This window comes from Brevundimonas sp. ABV4_179 (genome assembly GCF_056311945.1).
In genome coordinates this window covers 1,111,752-1,134,609 of sequence record NZ_CM149976.1, presented here as the reverse complement: position 1 = coordinate 1,134,609, position 22,858 = coordinate 1,111,752, and the positions used below count along the sequence as shown (strand labels likewise).

Sequence of the window (22,858 nt, the reverse complement as noted above, 5' to 3'; positions counted from 1 at the left end):
GGCGACGACCGGCCAGCGCCTGGCCCTCCCCAGAGGTCTCTGGCGCCGGGCGTTGAGGAACATGCTTGAAAACACGCACCGCCGCCTTTGCCCTCTCGGCTTGGACATGCGCAACAGCCATCCGGGCGCCGACAGTCTAGCTTCCGGACAAGTCACACAACCCTATCTGGAGAGATCCGCGCCGCGTCCGGTGATCACCTGGGCCAGCCCGTGCGAAACGAGTTGAAGCGTGGCTGGCTTGCCGACCTGCAAAGCCGCGCTACCTGACCGCAGCCGGGCGTAGTGCTCCACACCGTCACCGTCCCTCACGATCGCCCATGGGGCCGCCCCCGCCTCATCGTGAAACCCCGTCTTCACCACCACGCCCCTGACCCCGTCCTGACCCAAAGGCCGAACCTCCTTCGCGCCCTCAAGTCGTCGCTGATTTAGGGTGCGGATGATGTCCCTGCGCGCCTGGAGCGTCCGCAGCTTCGCCTCCATGTCGTCGTCGAGACGGTACCGACGCCCCACGGGCGTCGCCAGGCCGAGGCGTTCCAGATGCTTCAGCCTTCCCCGGGTTAGCGCCGCCCAGGCGTCCGTCGCGCCGACGCCGTCGTCCACCATCCGGCTGCCGTCCGCCTCGGCGATCAGGCGCCGATCGAAGCCGGTGAACCGGTTCGCCTCAGTCTCCTTCCAGATCCGTCGCTCGGCCTCCACCCGCGACAGGTCTCCGAGGCGCTCCTGGGCGACCTCCTGCGCCCGCGCCCTGAAGCCGTAGCCGATGTAGTCGCGAGGGATGACGAGGTCCCGGCCGTCCTCCCGCCGCCCCCGAACCAGGACATGCCCATGCGGTTGATCGGTGTCGTAGTGGCAGGTCGCGACCCATTTCAGATTGGCCTCTCCCAGGTCCGCAGAGACGCGCGCCATGACCTCGCGGACATAGGATTTCATGTCGAGCCGCTCGCCATGCTCGGGCGAGATGATGAACCGGAAATGGTGACGGTCATCGCTCCAGCCGTCGGTCTCCGCGGCCGGCCGGATCCCGTCGACCTCGCGATCGAAGAACTCCGGACGCTCGCCTTCGACACCGGCGCCGGACCGGCCGAGGTAGGCGACATGCTTGCCCAGGGCGGCAGCCCGATCGGCGCCTCGGCCGACATGACGCGAGACCAGCGCCTTGACGATGACCTTCTGGCGAACGTCGAGACGGAAGGCCCGGCCCGACCGGTTCTGCGCCGCCTTCAGGACGCCGGATCGGTCGCCGAGCGCGAACGCCCTGGAACTCGCCAGCCGTTGCATCATGCCCTTGCGAACGCAGGGCCGGTCCTTCTTTAGCCGGATTGGAAGGCTGACGCGGACGCCTTCCGGATCCTCGCGGGAGGCGGCGGCCATCCTCTCTCCAATGGCGTCGCGGATCAGCATTTAGACCGCTCCTCAGATATCCCCGAGTTCCCCGGCGGCAACTCAACGCAACTCGCCAAGAGGTCCGCGCGTATCGACTAAGTCACGGTCAGAATAGAAGAAAAGCGCAGCGCCAAAAACACCCTTTTATCTTGCCCTCCGACCTCTTTTGCAGATTGTCATACATTCCGATCATCTCTCGACATGCCCGATCAATAGAAACCGCTTGGTTCGCTCCTGCGCCGGGATGTTCTCGTCGAGACCGCTCCGGAAGTCGGACGCCACCGGATGACAAACAAAAATCCGCCCGGCCGAAGCCGAGCGGGTCGTTGATCTCAGTCCGGATCTGTCAGGCTGCACGCGCCTTGATGGAGACGTGTCGCAGCCCGTTCTCCATCGCCTTCTGCCCGAGGTTGAGCGCCGGTCCGAACGGCCGCTGATCCTCCCGCATCCCCGCCACCGAATGGACCAGGGTCAGGCAAACTTCCGGCTCGAGCGCGATCAGCTCTTCGTTCGCCCGGAAGGGAGCCGCCTTGCCGTGCGCATCGAAATCCGCCCGAGCCAGGATGAGTTTCACCCCCTTCTGCTGGGCCCATCTGATCGCCAATTTCTCGGACCCCTTCGCCCCAGTCGTCGCCAGGGCCATGTCGGGCCACTCCTGCTTCGCCCAGTTGAGAGCGTCGAAGATCCGCCCCGCATCCTCCGCCGTGTCGGCCGTCGGCGCGCCCCGGAAGGCGATCACCGGACCGCCTGGATCGGCCTCTCCGGACTTCCGGTTGCGGATCGCCCGGATCGCCTGTTTGGCCTCGAGCTGCGCCGCCGTCAGATGGGTGCCGCGGCGCGAACCCCGCCAGGCCGTCCAGACCTCGCCGGTCGCGACTGTCCAGGTTTCGGAGGCCGCGTCCCGGATCAGTTCGCAGGCCTGCGTCGCGGCATCGCCCGCCTTGGCCTTCGCCGTCGCTTCCTGAAGCTCGGTGTCGGCCGCCTCCGATCCGTCGAAGTGTCGGTCGAGCGTTCTCATCGTGTCGCGCGCCCGATCCGCATCGCGTTCGATCCGTCCGGCCGCCGAATGGAAGGCTCCGATCAACGCCTCCCCCAGAATGGTCTGATAGTCTTCCAGCGCGGTGTCAGAAATCACGTCCACCAGCTCGGTCATGAGCGCTCGCCCGAGCTGGACCAGGGCATCCTCCGTCGGGTGCGGACGATCCTCACCCAGGGACGCGGTCAGGTCGTCGAAGGCGGAGTCGGACTTCTGGGCAGCGGAGGCGATGAAGGGATGGTTGTAGAAGGTCATTGGAACATTCCTTGAGAATGCCGTGCGCCCCATGCGCAACGACCCCGGTCTTGGCCACAGCGGGGTCCCCGACAGTCACCGGAGCGGAGGGCCGCTTGCCCTCCGTGGAGGGAATAAGGCGAAGCCGTTGACTTCCGGGGTGCTGTGACAAGATCGGAGGGCGTTGTGTGGGGGCAAGTCGTCGTCGCTCTTCGCGACGACGACACAACTCGGCGCCGTCGCGCCGATGCGGACGAATGGACATCGATCTTCCTGCCCGTCGACGTCGGCGAGCCGACGACGCTGCCCGGTCGACCGGAACGCAATCAGCTTCCTCGATGCCTACGACATCGGCATGTCCGTCAGCCTAGCGCCGCAGACCGTCCGCCGGTCTGCTTGTCCTAAACGGGCTCTACCCATCCGGCCGGCCGCCAGCCGCTGAGGAAGGCCTCGATCGCGACCTTGACCGGCCCGCTGATGTCGCGCTTTCCGGCCTCCATGTCCTGGATGCGCGCCTCCAGCTTCTCCGGCGTGCCGACCAGACGTAGTGCGCGCGCCATCGTCAGCGCATCCCAGCCCAGGATCTGGCGGGCGACCTTCAGTTCAGCGGAGGGGGACGCCATGATGTACCTTGTGCGGCCGGGGCCGAAAAGCGGGCGGCTTGATGGGGTCGGCCGGACAAATGACAAACGGCGACCTCGTCGAGGCCGCCGTTCGGGCTTGTGTAGACGTGGATTGCAGCGGCCACATGGCCAGGACGGCAGTCAGACCAGACCCGCCAGCCGCTCAAGGCTGCGGGTCGTCTCAAGCGCAGGCCGATACGCGATCTGGGCGTGCGGCGCGCAATAGGCCCCGCGGACGGCGGGCCGTCCGCAGAGACTGAAGCTGCGAGAGCCCGGATCTCCCAGAGGCCAGCGACAGTCGTGGCGGCGGACGGTCAGGAGGGACGCCCGGCCGGTCTCCGGGGGCTCCGGACAATCATCGGCCGGGCCCTCCTGTGGCGAAGGGGCCGGCAGGGTCGGAGCGCGGGAGGTCAAAGCCCGGGCGGGCTGCGGTTTCATCGTCGGCGGCGCGGCGGCGCGTCCGGCCGACAGGCCCATGCGATAGACCTTGCCCAGCACGGCGCTTCGACTGATGCCGTGCGCAAGCTCGTGAGCAATGTACTCGGCGGTCTTTCCTTCTCTCCAAAGGATCTTCAAGCGTTCGATACGGTCCTGGGTCCAGGCGGAGGCGGTCATTGGGGGGACTCCCGATGCGACGAGCCCGATCGGCTCGCCCCTCCCACCCTTCCTTTTTCTCCGGCAGACGAAGAACGGCCCGACGCTTGCGCGCCGGGCCGTTCAGGGAGGGAGCCGCTCCGATCAGAACGGGATGTCGTCGTTCAAATCGTAGCCGCCGGCCGGTTCCTGGACCTGGCGGCTTTCCGCCGCGTCGTCCTCGCCGTCGCGCTCCCGCCGATTCTTGAGGCGAATGTCGCCGACGATCAGGCGAAGGTCGTAGTGTTCGACCCCGTCCTTGCCGGTCCAGGTGTCGTTCTCGACATGGCCCTGGATCACGACCCGGCTGCCCTTCCTGGCGTACTGCTCGATGTAGCGTTCGGCGGTCGCTTCGTTGAAGCAGACGCAGTTGAAGCCGGTGGTGCGTTCGCCCGGCGTGCCGTCGCCGCGCCGGAAGCGGGTGGTCTCCAGCACGCGGAAGCTCGCGCGCTTCTTGCCCGAGCCCTGGGCGGAGAGGATGGAGGGGTCGGCGGCCAGATAGCCTTCGATGACGAGGGTCTGCATGGTCAGTCTCCTGTTGAATGTAGGGGGTTGAAAGGATCAGGCGGCGGCGCGGTCGGGCGAGCCGACCGAGGCGTCGCGGCCTTCGGCCCAGTCGAGGACGGTCAGCCGGTTGATCACCAACTCCTTGGCCGCCCGCTCCTTGCCGTCCCGGGCCGTGTAGGTGGTGTCGATGAAGGCGCCGATGACCACGGCCTCGCAGCCCTGGGCCAGTCCGCGAGCGATGACCTTCTCGTTCAGACCCTTGGACCAGCTGACGCAGTTGACCCCGACCAGCCGGTCCTTGCCGGCTGCGTCGACGCCACGCTTCTCGAGCAGCCGGAACACGGCCTTGCCGAAGTCGTCGCTGATCTGGGGATCCGCTGCGAGACGCCCGGTGAACATCATGGATTGCATGTCAGTCTCCTGTCGATCCGAAGCGCCGGGGAGCCGATCTCCCTCATCCCGCTTCACCCATGGCCTCCCTTCCTCCGTTACTTTCCGGTTCGGGCCTCCGCCCGGACGGTCTGCTCTGTCAGGTGATGCCCGTGCCAAGCCCCCCCGTGCTAGACTGACGCTTTGGGATCGACCCAGGAGGGACGGCATGGATCGGGAGCCTTTGTCGGCCAAGGACGCGCGCGACCTGGCGCGGATGTCCAAGGCGATCGTGGAGATCTGCGTCCGGAACACCGAACTCGAGACGCTCCACGCCGGACGGTTTCCGGTCTCGCGCACGGGCGACTTCAGCGACGTCGTGGTCATCACGCCGGACGGCGAGATTCCATGGGCCGAGCTCAGCCGGATTTCCGATCCGGAAATGAAGGCCCTGATGATCGAGATCGTCGACAGGGTCTTCACCTACATGCGTTTCCCCGAAGCCCTGGCCACGATCCCGGGCGGCCGCGCCTGGGATCCGCCCAAGTTGAACGAAGACCTGATGAAGACCGTGCGTCGCCGACAGCCCCTGCGAGACGCCGAAGGCTAGCTCAGGCCGGCGCTCAGGCTGCGGCGCCGTCGAGCATGGTCTGCACGGGGTGACGCCGGAGCACCGCCTCGACCACCCGCGGCCGATCTACGGGCACGAACACTCGCGGCGTGAAGGCGATGATTTCGACGAAGCAGCCCAACGAGACCAGGGCGTCGCGATCGGCGCGCGCCCCGACGATCTCCAGGCGCCAGCGGTCCATGACGCGAGCCCGCTTTAGCCAGAGGCCGCCTTCCAGCGAGAGCTGGACGCCTCGGTCGAGCACTGCTGCCCCGGTCGTCGAGCCGTCGGCCCAGGCTTCGCTCACGTCCGTCAGGCCGAGAGCGGCCTTCAGAGCGCGGGCCTGGACGGCGTTGAGGACACGGCCGAGCCAGCGCCGCCCATCGGGCGCGCGGACGCGACGAACGGAACAGCCCCTGGCTGGCAGCCGGCCCCAGATTGGCAGAAGCAGGCCGGTCGCCAGGGTCAGCTCGCGCCGACGCCACGGGTCCGTACCGGCGACCTCCTCGTCCCACGCCCGCCGCCAGTCCTCGACGATCGCAGGCTTCCAGGACGACTCCTCGAAGGCCTTCTCGGCCAGGGTCTGGCGGTCGTCGGGACGAATGAGCCGCACTGCCGTGACCAGGCGATCGTCGTCCGTGGCCGTCGTCAGGCCGAGCTCGGCTATCGCCGCCCGGCCCGACCTCTCGTTGACCACCAGCCGGTGAGCGATGTCACCCGCCAGGTTCAGGGCGTCGTCGGCGTTGAGGATCTCGCGCCGCACCTTCAGTGCGAAGGTGACCAGGGCCGTCTCGGCGCCGGTGGCGACATCGGTGCGGATCCTCTCCTGATCGACGACTTCCAGCTCCTCGGCCTCGATGTCCTCCAGGCCGCGATCCAGGTCCCCCGAGGCGGCCGCTCGCTCCAGGATGCCGGAGAGGATGCGGTCGAAATCGTCGAAGAGGGCGTTTTGATCGGCGATGCGCAGGGCCAGCAGCCGGTTCAGGAAGGTGTGGATGGGAGGCAGGTCGTCGGAAGGTTTGAGGCCGCCGTCCTCGTCCAGGAGCTTCAGGCTCGTCTTGGCCATAAAGGTCTCCAGCGTCATGGACGACAGCTCGCCGAAGGCCAGAGCTCCGTAGAAGACCAGCAGGGCGCGGCGCGCCCAGGGGCTTTCGAGGTTGTCCTCGGCCCGGAAAAGACCAGCCCCGGCGGTCCGGCGCTCTCCGCGCGTCAACGCGCCCAGGGAATCGAGGCGCCGGGCGATCGTGGAGGTGAAACGCTTTTCGCCCTGGATGTCGGTGGTCACGGGCCGAAACAGGGGCGCCGAGGCCTGGTGGGTCCGGTGGCTGCGGCCCAGCCCCTGGATGGCGGCGTCCGCCCGCCAGCCGGGCTCGACCAGGTAGTGGACGCGACGCTGGCGGTTCTCCGCCGACAGGTCGGCATGGTAGCTGCGGCCCGTCCCGCCCGCGTCCGAGAAGATCAGCACCCGCTTGCGTCCGGACATGAAGGCGTCCGTCTCGGCGCGGGCGGCGGAGGCGCCGCGCCGTTCCACCACGCGTCGGCCGTCCCGCACCACCACCCGGCGCGAGCGGCCGGTGATCTCGGCGACGGCGTCCGTGCCGAAGGCTTCCAGGAGGGCGTCGAGCACGCCGGGCACCGCGGGCAGGCAGGCCATACGCGTGATAAGGACCTGTCGGCGTTCGACGGCTTCCCGGCTGACGGCCGGTCGTCCGTCGACCATGACCGGGACCATGGTGACCCCGCCCCTGTCGTCCTCAATCGCTTCCATCAGATGGATCGGGAAGGCCTCGCGCAGATAGTCGAGGACGTATTCGCGGGGGGTCAGGTCGATCGACAGATTGTTCCACTCTTCGGGCGGGATGGAGGAGAGCCGGCGTTCCATCACCGCCTCATTGGTCGAGACGATCTGGACCACGGCCGAGCGGTTGGCAGCGAGGTCGTCACGGATGGAGGCGATCAGGCTGGGGGCCTTCAGCCCGGCGAGGAGATGGCCGAAGAAGCGCAACTTGGCGCCCTCGAAGGCGGAATGGACGGCGGAGGCCGCCTGTCCGCTCCTGGGCTTGCCCTCCGGGTCATTCAAACCGGTGGCCTTCAGCGCCTCGGCCAGGTTGGCGTGGATGACTTGGAACGCGTCGGCCCAGGCGTCCCAGATGGCGATGTCGTCGGGCGTCAGCGGATGGGCGAGCGGCTCGTATTCGACGCCCTCGAACGAAAGCGATCGCGCCACATAGAGGCCGAGCGCCTTGAGCTCGCGCGCCACCAATTCCATCGCCGCGACACCGCCTCGGTCCATGGCGTCGAGGAAGTCGGCGCGGGTCATGAACGGCGCCTCCGGCCCGCCCCACAGGCCGAGACGCCCCGCATAGGCGAGGTTCTCGGCCGTGGTGGCCCCGGTCGCCGAGACGTAGAGGATCCGGGCGTTCGGCAGACGGTTCTGCAGGGCGAGACCCGCCATGCCCTGCAGCGAAGCCTTCTTCGCCCCACGCGCGCCCTTGCCACCCCCGGCGGCGTTGGCCATGGCGTGCGCCTCGTCGAACGCGATGACGCCGTCAAAGTCCTCCCCTAGCCAGGCGACGATCTGGTCCAGACGCGACGGGCGCGCGGCCCGCGCGGGCTGGCGAAGGGTCGCATAGGTCGTGAACAGGATCCCGCGATCCAGCCGGATCCCGTCGCCCTGTTTCCAGCTCGAAAGCGGCACGATGTCATGGGCCCCGCCGCCGATCGCGCCCCAGTCGCGGCGAGCGTCCTCCAGAAGGGCGTCGTTCCGCGACAGCCAGACGGCCCGCATGCGGCCCTGGCCCATGTTGTCGGCGATGACGGCCGCGATCTGGCGGCCCTTGCCGCAGCCCGTTCCGTCGCCGAGGAAGAAGCCGCGGCGAAACCGGATCGCGTCCTCCGCATCGTCCCGGACGAGCACGACCTCGTGCGGCGCCTCGGCCGGGCGGAATCGCCCAGGCAGATGCCCGCCGTGGGCCTCGCCGGCGTAGATGACGCTCTCTGTCTGGGCGTCCGAGAGGCGAGCCTCGACCCGCATCGCCGGCGGCAAGACCGGACGATAGGTCGGCGCCGGGGGCGCGACCGAGGCCATTGGCCCGGACTCCACCAGAGGGGACGGATGCGGCCTCGGGTCCGGCAGGTCGATCCGCGCCAGGGCGTGGGCCTGGTAGAGGCCGACGTCGCGGCCCTCCCCGCTCCACGCCTTGACCGCATAGGCGAGCGGCGCCGCGCCCGCGAGGAAGCCAAGCCGGCCGGAGGGCAGAGCCAGGCCACGGTCCCTGGGCGTGAGGAGGGAGGTCGCGGCGAGCTCGATCCGGACGCGCGGCCTGGCTGAGGCGCGCGGAGACAGGCCGCGGATCAGGCCCGTCATCGCGTCCCAGTCGTCCGGCTGGTGCAAGAGCCCATCCCAGGTCCGCACCGGCGTGCGATCAACGACCAACAATCCGGTTTCGACGGATGTGCCATGTTTGGCGAAGGCGCGGCCCGGAAAGGCGATCGCCCCGACGACGGCGCCATGCGCCTCGAGCGCGCGGCGCATCACCGTGTCCGCCAGGGCCGTCAGGGGCACGATGGCCGCCATCCTCCCCCCGTCCGCCAGAGCCTTGAGACCGGTGACGAGGTGAGCCTCCAGGTCGGAGAAGGGTGGGTTGACGAGAACCACGTCGAACCGGCCGGCCTCGGGCAGCACGTCGGCGAGGTGGCGACCATCATGCCGCGTCCGCGCGGCCTGGGGGAACAGGCCGTCGAGGAGGCCGGCGCGGCCCGGCGCCCTCTCGTTCAAGGTCAGTGCGCCTCCGCAGACCTCGGCCAACACCGCGAGCAGCCCTGTGCCCGCCGAGGGCTCCAGCACACGGTCGCCGGGCCGCACCTGGGCGGCCAGGACCGCCATGGCCGCGAGCGGCGGCGGGGTCGAGAACTGGTCCAGCGCGACCTGTTCCTCGCTGCGACGGCTGTGGGTGAGGCCCAGTGCGGATACGCCGGCAAGGAGGGCGGCGATCTCGGCCGGTGCGTCTTCCAGCCTCGCGACCTGGGGGGCCAGGCGCCGGATCTGCATCACGGTCCCGGCCTCGATGGCGTCGTAGGCGTCGCGCCAGGTCCAGGCCCCGTCCGCGTCCGACGCGCCGAATGCGGTGGTCATGACATCGGCGACGAGACGCCGGTCGAGCGGCCGGGACCGCGCAAGGGCGATGGCGAGCGCCCGCGCCGCGGCGAGGACATTGGCCGATCGGTCGGACCGCGAAGGCGTGGCGAACAGGGACGGGGTGGTCGAGGCGGCAGGCATGGCGGGCATCCGGATCACCTGGAGCGGAGGGCGCCTCCCTCACGGTCCTCCAGGCTCGCCTCGCCCCGCCCTTCCCCCGCCTTTCCGGGTCCGCACGACAACGCCGCCCCGACCGAGGTCGAGGCGGCGCGTTCGTCGTGTGCGAAGGTTTAGGCTGCGGCGGGGTCGAGCGCGGCTTCGCCAGCGGCGGTGACGGCGAAGGCGCCGACGCCATCGTCATCGTCATCGGCCTCGTCGTTCAGCGCATCGGAAGGACCGTCCTCCGCCCCCTGACTATCCTCCGCGACCGCGCCTCCATCATCGACGGAGGACCGCCAGGACAGGCTCGCGGGGGCCCAGGTCCGCGTGGCCGCCTGTTCGACCACCCAATCGACCAGTTCCGTCTTCTTCAGGGTCCGGGCGCGCTCGTCCTCGGAGCCCATGGTCTCGAGCATGCCCAGCAGGAAGCCCTTGGAATGGGACTGCAGGAAGGGCGCATCGGGCGTCCAGTGCAGGCTGATGTCCGCATCGCACAGCGCGGCGAGTTCCGCCGCCTCGGCCCGGGCTGCCCGGCGGATCTGGAAAGTCTTCTCCTCCCGGACGTCGAGGCTGACGGCGGTGAGTTCGGCCAGCAGTCCCATCTTTTCGCCATGCGGCAGCCCATGGATCCAGGCGATCACGGTCTCGCCCGAGGCCTGCCAGTCGGCGCGACGATCGTCGAGGCGCTGGCGGACGTCGCCGTCGAGGGCCTCGATGACCCTCCCGGCCGAAGGGTTGAACCCCGTGGCCACGATCGCCAGGGCCGACTCCGACCGGGCCACGCGGCTGCGCAGGACGATCACCGTGAACAGGCGCGAGATCAGCGCCGTCAGGGCGGCGGACGGATCATCGGCCAGGGCCCGGATCAGGCCTCGCGTGGCGACGTCGGTGCGCGCCGCATGGAGGGCGTGGTTGACCCCTTCGGTCTCAGGTTCGGGCGCCTCGACCTCGGGCGAGATGTAGGCCGGCGGGGCGGCCGCACGCGGGACCGGATCGCCCCCGCCTCTCTCATCGTCGTCGGTCTCGGGCTCCTCCGGCGTGTAGCAGCGCACCTCCACGCCCGTGTCCGCCGCCGGCCACATCACCATCGTCGTCACGACGCGGCCGCCGCAGCCGGTCTGGTCGGAGGCGATCCGCGCGCGGATCATGTCCATGATGGCGAGATCGGCGATGTCCGGTCGGGCCGGGTCGGCCAAGGCCAGGCGCGCAGCCTCGACACGATCGTTGAAGACCTCGCGCTGGGCGCGATATCGCGCCATCTCCTCGGCCGGGAGGGATCCGCCATAGACATAGCCGAGCGCCTCCAGGTCCTCGGGCAGGTCCGGCTCCGGGCCAGCGGTGACGTGGACGGCGACGCCTTCCGCCTCGAACACGGCTGCGATGCCACGGGCGCGCCTCAGCCAGAGATCGGTCAGGATGTCAGGGTCGAGCAGGACGGGGACGAGTTCGCCGAAGAGATCGGTCTCGGTGCGGCCCCCGGCCTCGCCGTAGGTGGTCGGATGGACGAGGGCGCAACGGCGGTCGCGGGCGGTGACGCGAGCGTCGTCGAGCCGCTCGAGAACGCGCCAGTCCTGGAAGCCGTGACCGTCCAAGGCCGCCTCGGCGAGTTCCTCCTGCTCGGCCTTGTCCGGCAACCGCGCCAGCAGCCGCGCCTGCTTCAGGCTCATGCGGCCGCTCTTCAGGGCGACGAGCGCTGCGGACGGCAGGCCGGCGAGCGCCGCCAGACGCTTGATCTCGATCTCGGCATAGCCCAACGCCCTGGCGATCACCGCGACCGTCAGCTTCGACTTCAGCATCCGGCCGATCGCCGCGATGATGTCGGCGACATGGACGGGAACCGCAGTGTTGGTGAGAAGCACCGCCGCGGCCTGACGGGCCGGGTCGGTCTCGACGAAGACATCGACGGGATGGTCGTCGCCGATCTCGCCGGCCTCGAGGAGGAGGCCGAGCGCGAGCCGGCGCCGGCGCCCGTCGAGCGCCATCCACGGCTCTTCCTTCCTGCCGCGACCCGGGCGGACGGTCAGGGGCTGAAGCTGGCCGGCGGCCCGCATCGTCGCGGCGAGCGTGGGGATGTCGTCGTCAGGCGGCTCGTCGTGACGAAGGTTTTCCCGGGCGATGCCCAGATCGCCGAGACGGACTGTGCGTCGGTCGCGCTCGACGACAACGACAGGGGTGATAACGGGAGCGAGGTCGGTCATGGGATCATCTCCGCAGGGCGACGGGGCCCATCCCCGCCGCTCCGGCGCCCCCGAGCGCCCTCGCTCCTCCTTTCGCGACGCCGCGGGCGATCGCGTTCCAGTCCTCAAACGGCGGGTTGGGGCACCAGACCCGAACCTGGATTCCCAGCGTCCTGAGGCGATGGCTAAGGCGGGCGGCGGCGTCCTCGCCGACCATGCCCCGGTCTGCGGCGACCAGCACGCGACGGACGTCCGGGGGCGGGGTCCAGGCCGCGAGATTGTTCGCCGACATCAGGGCCCAGCCGGGAAGGCGGAAGCGGTCGATGGCGGACAGGGTGGTGACCACCCCTTCGCCGACCAGCATCTCCTCGGCCGCCGGCGACAGGCGAACCGCCGCGCTAGGCGGCACGACCCCCACCGTCTTGCGCGGCACGGCGAGGCCGACGACGCCCAGGCCGTTCGGCTCGAGATAGGTCACCTCGACGGCCGTCAGGCCCCCGTCCGCCGCGACGATTCGCGCGACGAGGGCCGGTCGCGTACGCCCGCCGGGCCGGTAGATGGAGACGGGGACGGCGGGATGGAAGCGCAGGTCGAGCGCCCCATCGCCGCCGTGGACGGCGCGGCGTCGCAGGTAGAGGGACGCGGGATCGGAGGGGCTTAACGGTCGAGCGTCATGCCACAGACGAGAGGCGGTCTCGATGCGCCGCCGGCGGTCCGGCGCCGGGGCCGACACCGGGGCGCGCCCCGCCCCCGTGAGACGCCCGGTATCGTCGATGAAACCCGAACTACGCAGGTGGTCGCGGATGGCCCTCCAGTCCGCCGCGCCGAACCCGTGGATGATGACCCGACCCTGGGAAAGGAGGAGCGAGACCGATCGATCGGCCTGGCTGTGGCCCGGCGCGGGCACATTGGCGCGCAGCCCGCTCTGGTAGAGGTCGCCGCCCAGGGCGGCGACGATGGGGTGAAGGGTCATGACGGCCTCAGATCAGGCCGAGTTGCTTGAAGCTCGCCGTCCCCTGACGCCCCAGGACCAGATGGTCGTGGACCTGGATGCCGAACAGTTTCGCAGCGTCGATGATCTGGCGGGTGACGACGATGTCCGCCTGGGACGGGGTCGGATCGCCGGAAGGGTGGTTGTGCACCAGGATCAGGGACGAGGCGGACAGTTCGAGCGCCCGCCGGATGATTTCCCGCGGATAGACGGGCGCGTGGTCCACCGTGCCGTCGGCGACCAGTTCGTCGCGCAAGAGGTGATTGCGGCGGTCGAGAAAGAGGGTTCGGAACTGTTCCCGGGGCAGATGGGCCAGGGTCGTCCGGGCATAGGCTGTGAGCGCGTTCCAGGATGACAGGACCGGGCGGGCGCACGCCGTGGTCCGCGACAGCCGCACGCTCAGTTCGCGCAACAGCTTGAGATCCAGAATGGCCGCCGGACCCATCCCGGGCAGCCGGCCGAGTTCGGCGACCTCGGCGGCGGCGATATCGCCGAGCGACCCGAACCGATCGACGAGGGCCTCAGCGGTGGCGCCGACCATAGGCGCCGACAGGCATCGCCCAAGCAGCAGGCCGAGCAGGGCCAGGTCGTCCAGACTTGAGAGAGTTGACGGCTCGGCGGCGAAGGAGGGTGTAGCCGCAAGGGCCGGATATGCCGGCGCGCGGTCGGGAAGCGATCTCATGGCGACCTCCTGGTCTGCGCTCCCTGATCGGAGCGCCCGCCGCCGCCCTCGCTTTCCCTTTCGATCGACGGCGTCTTGGCGAAGCGGCGGACACGCTTCACCCTGTGCCCATGAAATGGCTCCTCGTTGTCGCCGGCCTCCTCCTCACCCCCGCCGCTGCCCGCGCCGACCCGTGCGAGGGCCGCCTGCCTGACCGGGCCGGCGAAACCTTCTCCGGGGTGGTCCGCTATGTCGGGGACGGCGACGGCCTGTGCCTTGGCTCCACGGCGGACCCGGCGACCTGGATCGAGGTGCGGCTGTCGGACTTTGACGCCCCGGAACTCAACAGCCCGGCCGGTCGCGGCGCCCGGGATCGTCTGGCCAGTCTGGTGCGGGGGCGCAGGCTAACCTGCGTCGCGGTCAGGGGCAGAAGCGGCCGGGTCGTCGTCTACGATCGCGTCGTCGCCGCCTGTCGCCTGAACGGGCGAGGGATTGGCGACCTGCTGCGGGAAGCCGGCGGCCGCGAAGGCGGCAACTAGGACCGACGGCGCGTTCGCTCGGCCTAGGCGCGATCCTCCAGGATCGAGTCCGACCGGCCCCCTATAGCTGACAACCGGGCGGGTGACCGGCCTTTCCGACGTCACGAAAACCATTGCAACTCCAGCCAAGCGACTATCATCGCAGGGCTAGATCGCGGCGCCCGAGCCACTCCTCAACATCGTCTGAAGCGTCGATTCTCCCTTGCCGACTGGCGCTCAAGGCGCTCAGCCATAACTCAGGTTCGACGCTGGCCGGTCGGCCCGGGCGACCGACTGTACAGCGCCAAGTTCACCACGAGCTGCCTGTGTATCGCCGCTCCGTCGAGCAGGAAGTTCTGCTCGTAGAACCGACCGTCCCGGATTTTGTGAAAACATGTTCGGCGCATTTCACGGTCGCGCCGTTGGGTTCGGCCCCCAACCACGTGGAGATGGGAACACCCGTGTGAAGAATATTGCCGCAATCCGATCGTCGTCCATGGCGACATCCTGCAGGTGAAGGTCCTGATGACGGCCTGCATGCGCGCCCACCTCTCTTCTCGCCGACCGGCGGGAAGAGAGACCAAGGCGTCGCGCCCGCGCCCTCGGAAGGGCGCGGGAGCGGTAGAACTCTTAGACGTGGGCGTTCTTTTCGGGGTTGAACCCGTCCCAACTCTCGAACACGTCCATGAAGCCCGGGACCGTATCCTTGCGGGACCAGTCGCGCTGGAGCTCGCACCACAGCTGAGTTTTGCTGATGAGCTTGCCGCCGGCCTGCTCGACGCGGCGCAGCCCGAGCTCATGCGCCGCCACGGAGGTGCCGCCGATCGCGTCGGCCACGACGTAGACGTCGAACCCTTCGCGCAGTGCGTCGAGTGCGGGGAAGGCAAGGCAGACCTCGGTCCACAGCGCGGTCATGATCAGCTTCTTGCGGCCCGTGGCGAGGACGGCTTGCTTGAATTCCACATCTTCCCACGCATTCACCGTCGTGCGGTCGATGACCGGCGTGTCAGGCAGCAGGTCCATGAGGGGTTGAATCGGCGCTTTGTTGAGGCCCGTCGCCACGTTCACCGACGAGTGGATGACCGGGACGTTGTAATTCACGACCGCCTTGACGGTGTGGACGATGTTGAAGAGCAGTTCCTCCTGGCCGATGGACCGGATCGAGCTGACCTGGATCGGCTGATAGTCGATCAGAAGAAAAGCGCAGTTTTGCGGCGTGAGGAGGTGATCGGTTTTCGGATCACGGATGGGTTCGCTAGCCATTACAGATACTCCTGGCGTTGAGATCGGGATGCGCCTGCGCGCAAGCACGCAGGCTGACGACGCCCGGCCGGGTCGGGGGATTGGGGGGAAGCCCGGCCAAGGCGACGATGGGGTCAAGGTAGCCCCCTCGCCTGTCGCCGTCCGCCTGGACCGGGAGAACTCAGTGTTCTCCAGTCCGGCGCCGCCGCTGGTCAGCCGACGGGCTAGACCTTCCCGGGGGCCCGCCCCTGGCAACCCCGTCACGAGCGGAAACCTGACACGGCGGCGCCGTGCGGACATCGCCCGAGCACCGGTCGCCAAGAAGGCTTCGGCGCGACAACACGAGACCAGAGACCGTCATGACGCTTCAGCGCCCCCGCTCCGCCCCGCCCCCCTCCTCAGCCCCGGCCGCCGCCTGGCTGGCGAAGGCGGGCGCGGTCGCCTACGTGATCTGGGGCCTGCTCCACGTTCAGGCGGCGTGGAAGGTCTACAGTCTCGGACAGCAGATGGCGGACGGCATGGAACGCGCGCGAGTTCTGCAGAACGCCTGGAACCTGCTCTGCTTCGCCCTGATAGCGATCGTAGCCGCGGTGGTCCTGAACTGGCGGAACAGTTCACGGGGCTGGTGGATCAACCTCGTGGCCGTGAGCGCCACCGATATCGGCTTCATCGCCGTCGTCCTGGCCCCGGGCTATATGCCGCTATTGGCGCTGCGATTGCTCAGGCCTTGGCCGAGCGCGGCGCGGACGTCGCCATCACCTACCAAAACTCCCCGCAGCGCGCGGACAGCGTCGTCGCTGCGATCCAGAAGGTCGGGCGCCGCGGCCTCGCCGTGAAGGCCGACAGCGCCGACACCGACGCCATCGAGAGCGCCGTAGCTGAGACGGTCAATGCGCTCGGCGGCTTGGACATCCTGGTCAATAGCGCGGCCATCGGACTAGCCGGTCCCGTCGCGGATCTGGACCTCGCTCAATTCCAGACCCTGATGGACGTGAATGTTCGCGGACCCGTCGCCTTTTCCAAGGCCGCGATCCCGCACCTCGGTCAGGGCGGGCGGATCATCTCGATCGGCTCCGCCTTGGGTGATCGGGTCCCCTTCCCTGGGGTGACGGCCTACGCCATGACGAAATCGGCTCTACTGTCCTTCACGCGCGGCCTTTCGCGGGAGCTTGGTCCGCTCGGCGTCACCGTGAACCTCGTCTCGCCAGGATCGACCGATACCGAGGCCAATCCGGCTGACGGCGAAGGCGCCGATTTTCAGCGCGGTCTGTCGTCCGTGGGACGCTATGCGGACCCGCGCGAAATCGCCGACGCCGTCGCCTTCCTGGCCAGCCCGGCGGCCAGCATGATCAACGGCACGGTTATAACGGTCGACGGCGGCGCGAACGCCTAGCCTGTCAAAGACGCCCGCATCGGCGCATTGCCGATGCGGGCGTTGACACGGGCGACGCCGTCGGTAGCGGCGCAGAGCAGCGGTTTATAACGTCGATCTGGCGTTGGAAGGCTCGCGGGTTCTGGGATCGAATCCCTACCGGTCGCTCCATGCCTCAAGGACTGAGAACGGCGCTTCACGACGTCTGCTTTGGAGCAGCAAGCAAGGCTGTGGCTTTCTGCGGCCAACCGAGCAGGCCGCGAAGCGTGATCCGATCATTCAGCAAACGGCGCGCGCTATCCGCCAAGCCGCCACCGTTAGGCTTCAGGGATCAGGGGTCCTTATTGACGCCGACCACACAGCTAACGGGATCCCTTTTCTACGCCGGTCCACACTTCAGCGCCTATCTCGCTACTTTCGAGACGGTATAACCACCTGATCGGCCAGCAGTCGGTCGAGCTTCAGGGCGACCGCGCCACCGTTCGCCAGCTACAGGATCAATCGCGCGTCGGTTGACCGCCCCATCGTTGATCCACCTACGCCCGGCCCCCCAGTCCGGGAGTTGATCGTCACCTGACCCCGGAGTTTCCATGACCAAGGCGTCTGATCTGTTCGTCGCATGCCTCGAACAGGAGGGTGTCGAATACGTATTCGGCGTGCCGGGCGAGGAGAATCTCGACCTTCTGGACAGCCTGTCCCGATCAAAACAGATCCGGCTGATCCTCACGCGCCACGAACAGGGCGCAGGATTCATGGCGGCGACCTATGGCCGGCACACGGGCAAGGTCGGCGTCTGCCTGGCGACGCTGGGTCCAGGCGCGACCAATCTCGTCACCACGGCCGCCTATGCGCAGCTGGGCGGCATGCCAATGATGATGATCACCGGCCAGAAGCCGATCAAGTCCTCCAAACAGGGACGATTCCAGATTCTGGATGTGGTCGACATGATGCGGCCGATCACCAAATACACGCATCAACTGGCCTCGGCCGACAACATCCCCGCCCGGGTGCGCGAGGCCGTGCGCCTGGCCCAGGAGGAAAAGCCCGGCGCGACGCATCTGGAACTGCCCGAAGACGTCGCCCGCGAACAGACCGACAACGGCCCGATCCCCGCGAGCCAGGTGCGCCGTCCCATTCCAGACCCCAAGTCGATCCAGATCGCGGCCGACCGGATTGCGCGGGCCAAATCCCCGCTTCTGATCGTCGGGGCGGGCGCCAACCGCAAGATGACCAGCCGGATGCTTACCGAGTTCGTCGAGAAAACCGGCATCCCCTTCATCACCACCCAACTGGGCAAAGGCGTCATCGACGAGCGCAATCCGAAATATCTCGGCTGCGCCGCTCTTTCGTCAGGCGACTTCGTTCATCGCGTCGTCGATGCGGCGGACGTCATCATCAATGTCGGCCATGATGTCATCGAGAAGCCGCCCTTCTTCATGACTGCCGAGGGTTGCGACGTGATCCACATCGGCTTCCGCACAGCCGAGGTGGATCCTGTCTATTTCCCCCAGATCGAGGTGGTCGGCGACATAGCCAACGCCATCTGGCAGCTGAAGGAAGCCCTTGACCCGCAGGCCGACTGGACATTCGCGGACATGGAGCGGTTCCGGCGCGCCGAGATCGCGCATTCCGCCGCCTCGGTGGGTGACACGCGCTATCCGGTCTATCCGCAATACCTGGTCGACCAGATCCGGCAGGTGATGCCGGACGACGGCATCGTCTGCCTCGACAACGGCGTCTACAAAATCTGGTTCACCCGGAACTACCCGGCCTACATGCCCAACACCATGCTGGTGGACAACGCGCTGGCCACCATGGGCGCCGGCCTGCCCTCGGCGATGGCGTCGGCCATGATCTGCCCGGGGCGAAAGGTCATGGCCGTCTGCGGCGACGGCGGCTTCATGATGAACAGCCAGGAGATGGAAACCGCCGTCAGGCTGGGGCTCAACCTGGTCGTTCTGGTTCTCAACGACAACAGTTACGGCATGATCCGCTGGAAACAGGCGCATATGGGTTTTGCCGACTGGGGTCTGACCTACGGCAATCCGGACTTCGTCAAATACGCCGAGTCCTACGGAGCACACGGGCACCGCGCGACCAGCGCGGAAGGCCTGCCAGACCTCTTGCGGGCCTGCCTCGATACGCCGGGCGTCCATCTGGTGGAGGTTCCGGTCGACTATGCCGACAACGACCGTATTCTGAACACTGACATTCGTGACCTGAGCGCCGCGCTCTAGGTCAACCGCCAGCCTATGCCGGAGCGATCCTTTGCCCTCCCTGAAGACGTCCTATCCGCTCTACCTGGCCAATGAGGCGCTGAGCCCGAACCAGGACCTCGAGGTCACCAACAAATACTCCGGCGAGGTGGCGACAAGGGTCGCCCTGGCCGACGCGGCGACGATCGACAAGGCCATCGGCGCGGCGGTTCAGGCCACGCGTCCGATGGCCGAGATGGCGGCCTACGAACGCCAGGCGGTCCTCGCCCATTGCGTGACTCGGTTCCAGGAACGGGCGGACGAACTGGCCTATGCCCTGTGCATCGAGGCCGGTAAGCCGATCCGGGACTCGCGCGGCGAGGTCAGCCGACTGATCGACACCTTCCGCATCGCGGCCGAGGAATCCGTGCGCATGACCGGCGAGGTCCAGCCGCTGGACATCTCCGCCCGCGCCAAAGGATATCAAGGCATGTGGAAGCGCGTTCCGATCGGCCCCTGCTCCTTCATCTCACCGTTCAACTTCCCTCTGAACCTTGCGGCGCACAAGATCGCCCCGGCGCTGGCCGTCGGCTGCCCCTTCGTGATGAAACCTGCGTCGAGGACGCCGCTGGGCGCCTTGATCATCGGCGAGGTGCTGGCCGAGACCGACCTTCCCAAAGGCGCTTTCTCCATCCTGCCGGCGACCCGCGACGGCGCGGATCTATTCACCACCGACGACCGGTTGAAGCTGCTTTCGTTCACGGGCTCGCCCGAGGTGGGCTGGGCCCTCAAGGCCAGATCCGGCAAGAAGAAGGTGGTGCTGGAGCTCGGCGGCAATGCTGCGGTGATCGTCGATCGCGATACCGATCTGGCGGACGCCACGGACCGGATCATCTTCGGGGCCTTTTACCAGTCGGGGCAGTCGTGCATCGGCGTGCAGCGCATCCTGATCCACGAGGACATCTACGAGGCCTTGCGGGACATGCTGGTCACCAAGGTCCGCGCGCTCGTCTCTGGCGATCCTCTGGACGAGAACGTCTTCATCGGCCCCATGATTGACGAGGGGGAGGCGCGCCGGCTTGAGAGCTGGATCGCCGAGGCTACCGCTGCGGGCGCGACCCTACTGTGCGGCGGCGGCCGTCAGGGCGCGATGTTGGAAGCGACGCTGCTGGAGGGCGTAGGTCGGGGCCTGAAGATCCGCGACGAGGAGGCGTTCGGGCCGGTCGCGATCCTGTCCCGTTTCTCCGATTTCGAGGTTGCGCTGGAAGAGGTCAACGACAGCCGGTTCGGCCTGCAGGCCGGTATCTTCACTCGCGACATCCACAAGGCGATGCGGGCCTGGGAGGTGCTGGAGGTCGGCGGCGTGCTCATCGGCGACGTTCCCAGCTATCGCGTGGACAACATGCCGTATGGCGGGGTCAAGGATTCAGGGCTGGGACGCGAGGGGGTCAAGTTCGCCATGGAAGACATGACCGAAATCCGCAACCTGGTGATCAGAAGGCACGGGTAGTCGCCATCGCTCCACATCCGGCGTTGAAGTCCGGAAGCCAGGGGCAGAGACGCTTTGGCCGACGACTGGATGATCGGATCGTGGCTGGCGGCCTCTTCGGATAAGCTCGCTCTTGCGACTCCGAAGTATGGTGGAGCGCATCACCATACGAGGACGGAACATGGGGCGGTTTACGTTGGCTGTCGAAGACATGCCTGAGGACCACTGGGATCTTCTGCTCGCTTTTACGGACCTTATCGAAACCGCGTTGCTCGAACCAAGCGTCAATCTCGAGCCCGCCTACGCATTTCTCCGGCGGCATTTTACGCGCGACACCGGTATGTCCGACCTTGTGCCAGACTTCGTCGAAGACAGCGCGGACCTGCCGGCGCTCACGCGATATCTGGCCAGAACTGGCCTTTCGATTGATGAGCAGATCGCCCACGTGCATGAGGCATTTGAACCCCTCGGCGAATACATGGAGCTCGTTTTTCGCCCGAGATCAACAAACTACGCTCGCACCTTTTGGCCCGACAAACCCAAAGACACGCCATTTGCACCCCTCCCAGGCAGTCTTCCTGTAGCGATCGAGCCAACTCCTTCTTCCTCAGAGGATGAGCCGTTCGATAACTTTGACATGCCGCTTACAGCGCGAGCGCAACGAGTGGTCCGGCTAGCGCCGATTGCTCTTGAAGGTCTGGAACGGCTGATCCGTGATCGGAGCATTCCGGGAGCCTCAAACGCATCTCAACCGCTTCTGTGGGAGGAGATCGACGCTCTCCACAGGCTCCATCGGGAACTCGGCGACCTGCTGCGTTTGGCCCGCGCAGGACGCCCTTTTGAAACCCAATGGGCTGCGGTTAGTGAGCTTTTCCAAGGCGTATTTCGTCTTGGAAAGGAAACTGGAGAACTCTTCGTCAATGGGCTCCCCCCGCTCGCGGCATCCGCCCTCCCCGCGCTAGGTACTTTAACCCACATTCCCCAAGTAAATCGCTGATTTTGCTGTCAGGATCTCAATATTTCCGATATAAATCATGGTGTTGATGGCCGTGAGGGGCGCGTTTGATGGATCACCCAGAGGGTGCGGGTTCGAAGCGGGCAGATCGGGTCGAGTTCGACCGCCGGGTGCATGTGGAGTTCCGAGGTGCGCAGCTCAGTTCCGACGGCGGCCTGCTGGTGATGCGCGAGCTGGATGACGCGCTCGGGCTGTCCGATCTGGCGGCAAAAGCATTGCGCGACACCCGGCGCGGCAAGAACACGGTCCACCGGCTTGACGGGTTGTTCCGGCAATCGGTGTTCGGGCGACTGGCCGGATACGAGGATGTGAACGACGCCGACCGCCTGGCCCTCGATCCGGTGATGCGCCAGGTCGTGGGTGGAAGGGCTGTCGATGCGCAAGCGGCCTCGGCCTCGCAGATGGGACGGTTCGAGACCGAGACACTGGCACAGCCCGAGAACCGTGCCGCGCTGGCCGACCTGAATGGCCAATGGATCGACCGGTTCCATGACCGTAACGGGCTGAAGTACATCGTTCTGGACATGGACAGTTCGGTCAGCCCCACCCATGGCGATCAGGAGGGCGCGGCCTGGAACGGGCATTTCGACTGCACCTGCTATCACCCGAACTTTTTGTTCAACCAGTTCGGCATGCTGGAGCGCTGCGCCTTGCGCCATGGCAACGTCCACAGCGCCGATGGCTGGCGGGACGTTCTCGACCCCGTCATCGCCCGCTACGCGGAGCGCGACCTTTGCGGCCGGTTCTTCCGGGCTGACGCCGCCTACGCGATCCCCGCGATCTATGAGCGGCTGGAAGAAGCCCGATTCTTCTACGCCATCCGGCTGCCTGCGAACAACGTCCTGCGCGAGAAGATCGCGCATCGGCTGACGCGCCCTGTCGGGCGACCTTCGCTGACCAAGGTCAAGCGCTTCTACGAAGACTTCGAGTATCAGGCGGCATCCTGGGACAAGGAACGCCGGGTGATCGCCAAGATCGAATGGCATCCGGGCGAACTGTTCCCGCGTGTCGGCTTCATCGTCACCAACCTGCCGATGGAGCCCGACTGGGTGGTGCGGTTCTATAACCAGCGCGGCACCGCCGAGCAGCACATCAAGGAAGGTAAATATGCCTTCCACTGGACGCGGCTGTCATGCCGGAAGTTCCGCGACAATGAGGTGCGACTGCAACTGCATGCGCTGGCCTACAACCTGGCCATCTTCTTGCGCTGCATCGAGTTGCCCGAGACGATGGCCGACTGGTCGTTGACCAGCCTGCAACTGAAGCTGATCAAGATCGGGGCACGTGTCGTCCGCCATGCCCGCGCCATCACCTTCCAGCTGGCCGAGGTGGCCGTCACCGGTCCGATGGTCCGCGCCATCCTCGCCGCCATCCGCCGATTGCGAGCGCCTCCGCTATGCGCATGACCGCCATCCACGCCCAAACTGAACGAAAACGGCAGGATGGGTCTGTCCGCTGCGCTGAAAAACACCGCCACCAGGGCACAACACGGCGGCTTCGCGGGCC

19 protein-coding genes are annotated in these 22,858 nt (G+C 67.3%); 8 read left to right on the top strand and 11 right to left on the bottom strand.

Annotation, left to right across the window (positions count from 1 at the left end):
- Nucleotides 1-162: 162 nt before the first annotated feature.
- The 6 genes from ACYX4P_RS05500 to ACYX4P_RS05475 form a co-directional block, all read right to left on the bottom strand.
- A complete protein-coding gene (locus ACYX4P_RS05500) occupies nucleotides 163-1,401 on the bottom strand; it encodes a DUF3363 domain-containing protein (RefSeq protein WP_476070218.1) in 1,239 nt (412 codons plus the stop codon).
- Nucleotides 1,402-1,729: 328 nt separating this feature from the next.
- Entirely contained in the window at nucleotides 1,730-2,674 is a 945-nt protein-coding gene (locus ACYX4P_RS05495) for a DUF2493 domain-containing protein (RefSeq protein ID WP_354040105.1), read from the bottom strand.
- Between the two features lie 380 nt (nucleotides 2,675-3,054).
- Entirely contained in the window at nucleotides 3,055-3,276 is a 222-nt protein-coding gene (locus tag ACYX4P_RS05490; protein ID WP_291537374.1) for a hypothetical protein, read from the bottom strand.
- A gap of 141 nt (nucleotides 3,277-3,417) precedes the next feature.
- The gene (locus ACYX4P_RS05485; protein WP_291537375.1) at nucleotides 3,418-3,891 is read right to left on the bottom strand and encodes a GcrA family cell cycle regulator; all 474 of its coding nucleotides are present in this window, start codon (nucleotides 3,889-3,891) and stop codon (nucleotides 3,418-3,420) included.
- A 123-nt stretch (nucleotides 3,892-4,014) separates the two neighbouring features.
- Nucleotides 4,015-4,434 carry a single-stranded DNA-binding protein gene (locus ACYX4P_RS05480; RefSeq protein ID WP_291537376.1) on the bottom strand — a complete coding sequence of 140 codons (420 nt, stop codon included), beginning with the start codon at nucleotides 4,432-4,434 and terminating at the stop codon, nucleotides 4,015-4,017.
- A gap of 36 nt (nucleotides 4,435-4,470) precedes the next feature.
- The gene (locus tag ACYX4P_RS05475; RefSeq protein WP_066629722.1) at nucleotides 4,471-4,827 is read right to left on the bottom strand and encodes a single-stranded DNA-binding protein; all 357 of its coding nucleotides are present in this window, start codon (nucleotides 4,825-4,827) and stop codon (nucleotides 4,471-4,473) included.
- Nucleotides 4,828-5,014: 187 nt separating this feature from the next.
- Here ACYX4P_RS05475 and ACYX4P_RS05470 point away from each other — a divergent pair, with 187 nt between their 5' ends.
- Nucleotides 5,015-5,395, top strand: a complete 381-nt coding sequence (locus tag ACYX4P_RS05470) for a hypothetical protein (protein ID WP_291537377.1) — start codon at nucleotides 5,015-5,017, stop codon at nucleotides 5,393-5,395.
- A 13-nt stretch (nucleotides 5,396-5,408) separates the two neighbouring features.
- On the opposite strand, the gene ACYX4P_RS05465 is transcribed toward ACYX4P_RS05470, so the two are convergent.
- From ACYX4P_RS05465 to radC, 4 genes are all read right to left on the bottom strand, one after another.
- Nucleotides 5,409-9,683: a strawberry notch-like NTP hydrolase domain-containing protein gene (locus ACYX4P_RS05465; RefSeq protein WP_291537378.1), complete on the bottom strand. Its 4,275-nt coding sequence runs from the start codon at nucleotides 9,681-9,683 to the stop codon at nucleotides 5,409-5,411.
- Between the two features lie 140 nt (nucleotides 9,684-9,823).
- The gene (locus ACYX4P_RS05460) at nucleotides 9,824-11,890 is read right to left on the bottom strand and encodes a ParB/RepB/Spo0J family partition protein (protein WP_291537379.1); all 2,067 of its coding nucleotides are present in this window, start codon (nucleotides 11,888-11,890) and stop codon (nucleotides 9,824-9,826) included.
- Between the two features lie 4 nt (nucleotides 11,891-11,894).
- Complete coding sequence (locus tag ACYX4P_RS05455; RefSeq protein ID WP_291537380.1) at nucleotides 11,895-12,842, bottom strand: DUF7146 domain-containing protein; 948 nt, start codon at nucleotides 12,840-12,842, stop codon at nucleotides 11,895-11,897.
- A gap of 7 nt (nucleotides 12,843-12,849) precedes the next feature.
- A complete protein-coding gene (gene radC, locus ACYX4P_RS05450; RefSeq protein ID WP_354040116.1) occupies nucleotides 12,850-13,542 on the bottom strand; it encodes a RadC family protein in 693 nt (230 codons plus the stop codon).
- Between the two features lie 110 nt (nucleotides 13,543-13,652).
- Here radC and ACYX4P_RS05445 point away from each other — a divergent pair, with 110 nt between their 5' ends.
- The gene (locus tag ACYX4P_RS05445; protein ID WP_314524912.1) at nucleotides 13,653-14,060 is read left to right on the top strand and encodes a thermonuclease family protein; all 408 of its coding nucleotides are present in this window, start codon (nucleotides 13,653-13,655) and stop codon (nucleotides 14,058-14,060) included.
- Nucleotides 14,061-14,669: 609 nt separating this feature from the next.
- Here the strand turns inward: ACYX4P_RS05445 and ACYX4P_RS05440 are convergent.
- Nucleotides 14,670-15,302 carry a hydrolase gene (locus ACYX4P_RS05440; RefSeq protein WP_191554971.1) on the bottom strand — a complete coding sequence of 211 codons (633 nt, stop codon included), beginning with the start codon at nucleotides 15,300-15,302 and terminating at the stop codon, nucleotides 14,670-14,672.
- Nucleotides 15,303-15,640: 338 nt separating this feature from the next.
- Here ACYX4P_RS05440 and ACYX4P_RS05435 point away from each other — a divergent pair, with 338 nt between their 5' ends.
- The 6 genes from ACYX4P_RS05435 to ACYX4P_RS05410 all read left to right on the top strand — a co-directional run bounded on the left by ACYX4P_RS05435 (nucleotide 15,641) and on the right by ACYX4P_RS05410 (nucleotide 22,758).
- Nucleotides 15,641-16,117 (top strand): hypothetical protein, encoded by a 477-nt coding sequence (locus ACYX4P_RS05435; RefSeq protein WP_291537832.1) that lies wholly within the window; start codon nucleotides 15,641-15,643, stop codon nucleotides 16,115-16,117.
- The gene (locus ACYX4P_RS05430; RefSeq protein WP_224761173.1) at nucleotides 16,009-16,674 is read left to right on the top strand and encodes an SDR family NAD(P)-dependent oxidoreductase; all 666 of its coding nucleotides are present in this window, start codon (nucleotides 16,009-16,011) and stop codon (nucleotides 16,672-16,674) included. Before ACYX4P_RS05435 ends, ACYX4P_RS05430 begins: the two co-directional genes overlap by 109 nt.
- 569 nt (nucleotides 16,675-17,243) lie before the next feature.
- Nucleotides 17,244-18,890, top strand: a complete 1,647-nt coding sequence (locus ACYX4P_RS05425; RefSeq protein ID WP_191554970.1) for an acetolactate synthase large subunit — start codon at nucleotides 17,244-17,246, stop codon at nucleotides 18,888-18,890.
- Nucleotides 18,891-18,921: 31 nt separating this feature from the next.
- Nucleotides 18,922-20,358, top strand: coding sequence for an aldehyde dehydrogenase family protein (locus tag ACYX4P_RS05420; RefSeq protein WP_191554969.1), 1,437 nt, complete (start codon nucleotides 18,922-18,924; stop codon nucleotides 20,356-20,358).
- A 127-nt stretch (nucleotides 20,359-20,485) separates the two neighbouring features.
- On the top strand, nucleotides 20,486-21,334 hold the full coding sequence (locus tag ACYX4P_RS05415) for a hypothetical protein (protein WP_354040120.1): 849 nt from the start codon (nucleotides 20,486-20,488) through the stop codon (nucleotides 21,332-21,334).
- Between the two features lie 68 nt (nucleotides 21,335-21,402).
- Nucleotides 21,403-22,758: an IS1380-like element ISKpn23 family transposase gene (locus ACYX4P_RS05410; RefSeq protein ID WP_003168745.1), complete on the top strand. Its 1,356-nt coding sequence runs from the start codon at nucleotides 21,403-21,405 to the stop codon at nucleotides 22,756-22,758.
- The last annotated feature ends 100 nt before the right edge of the window (nucleotides 22,759-22,858 follow it).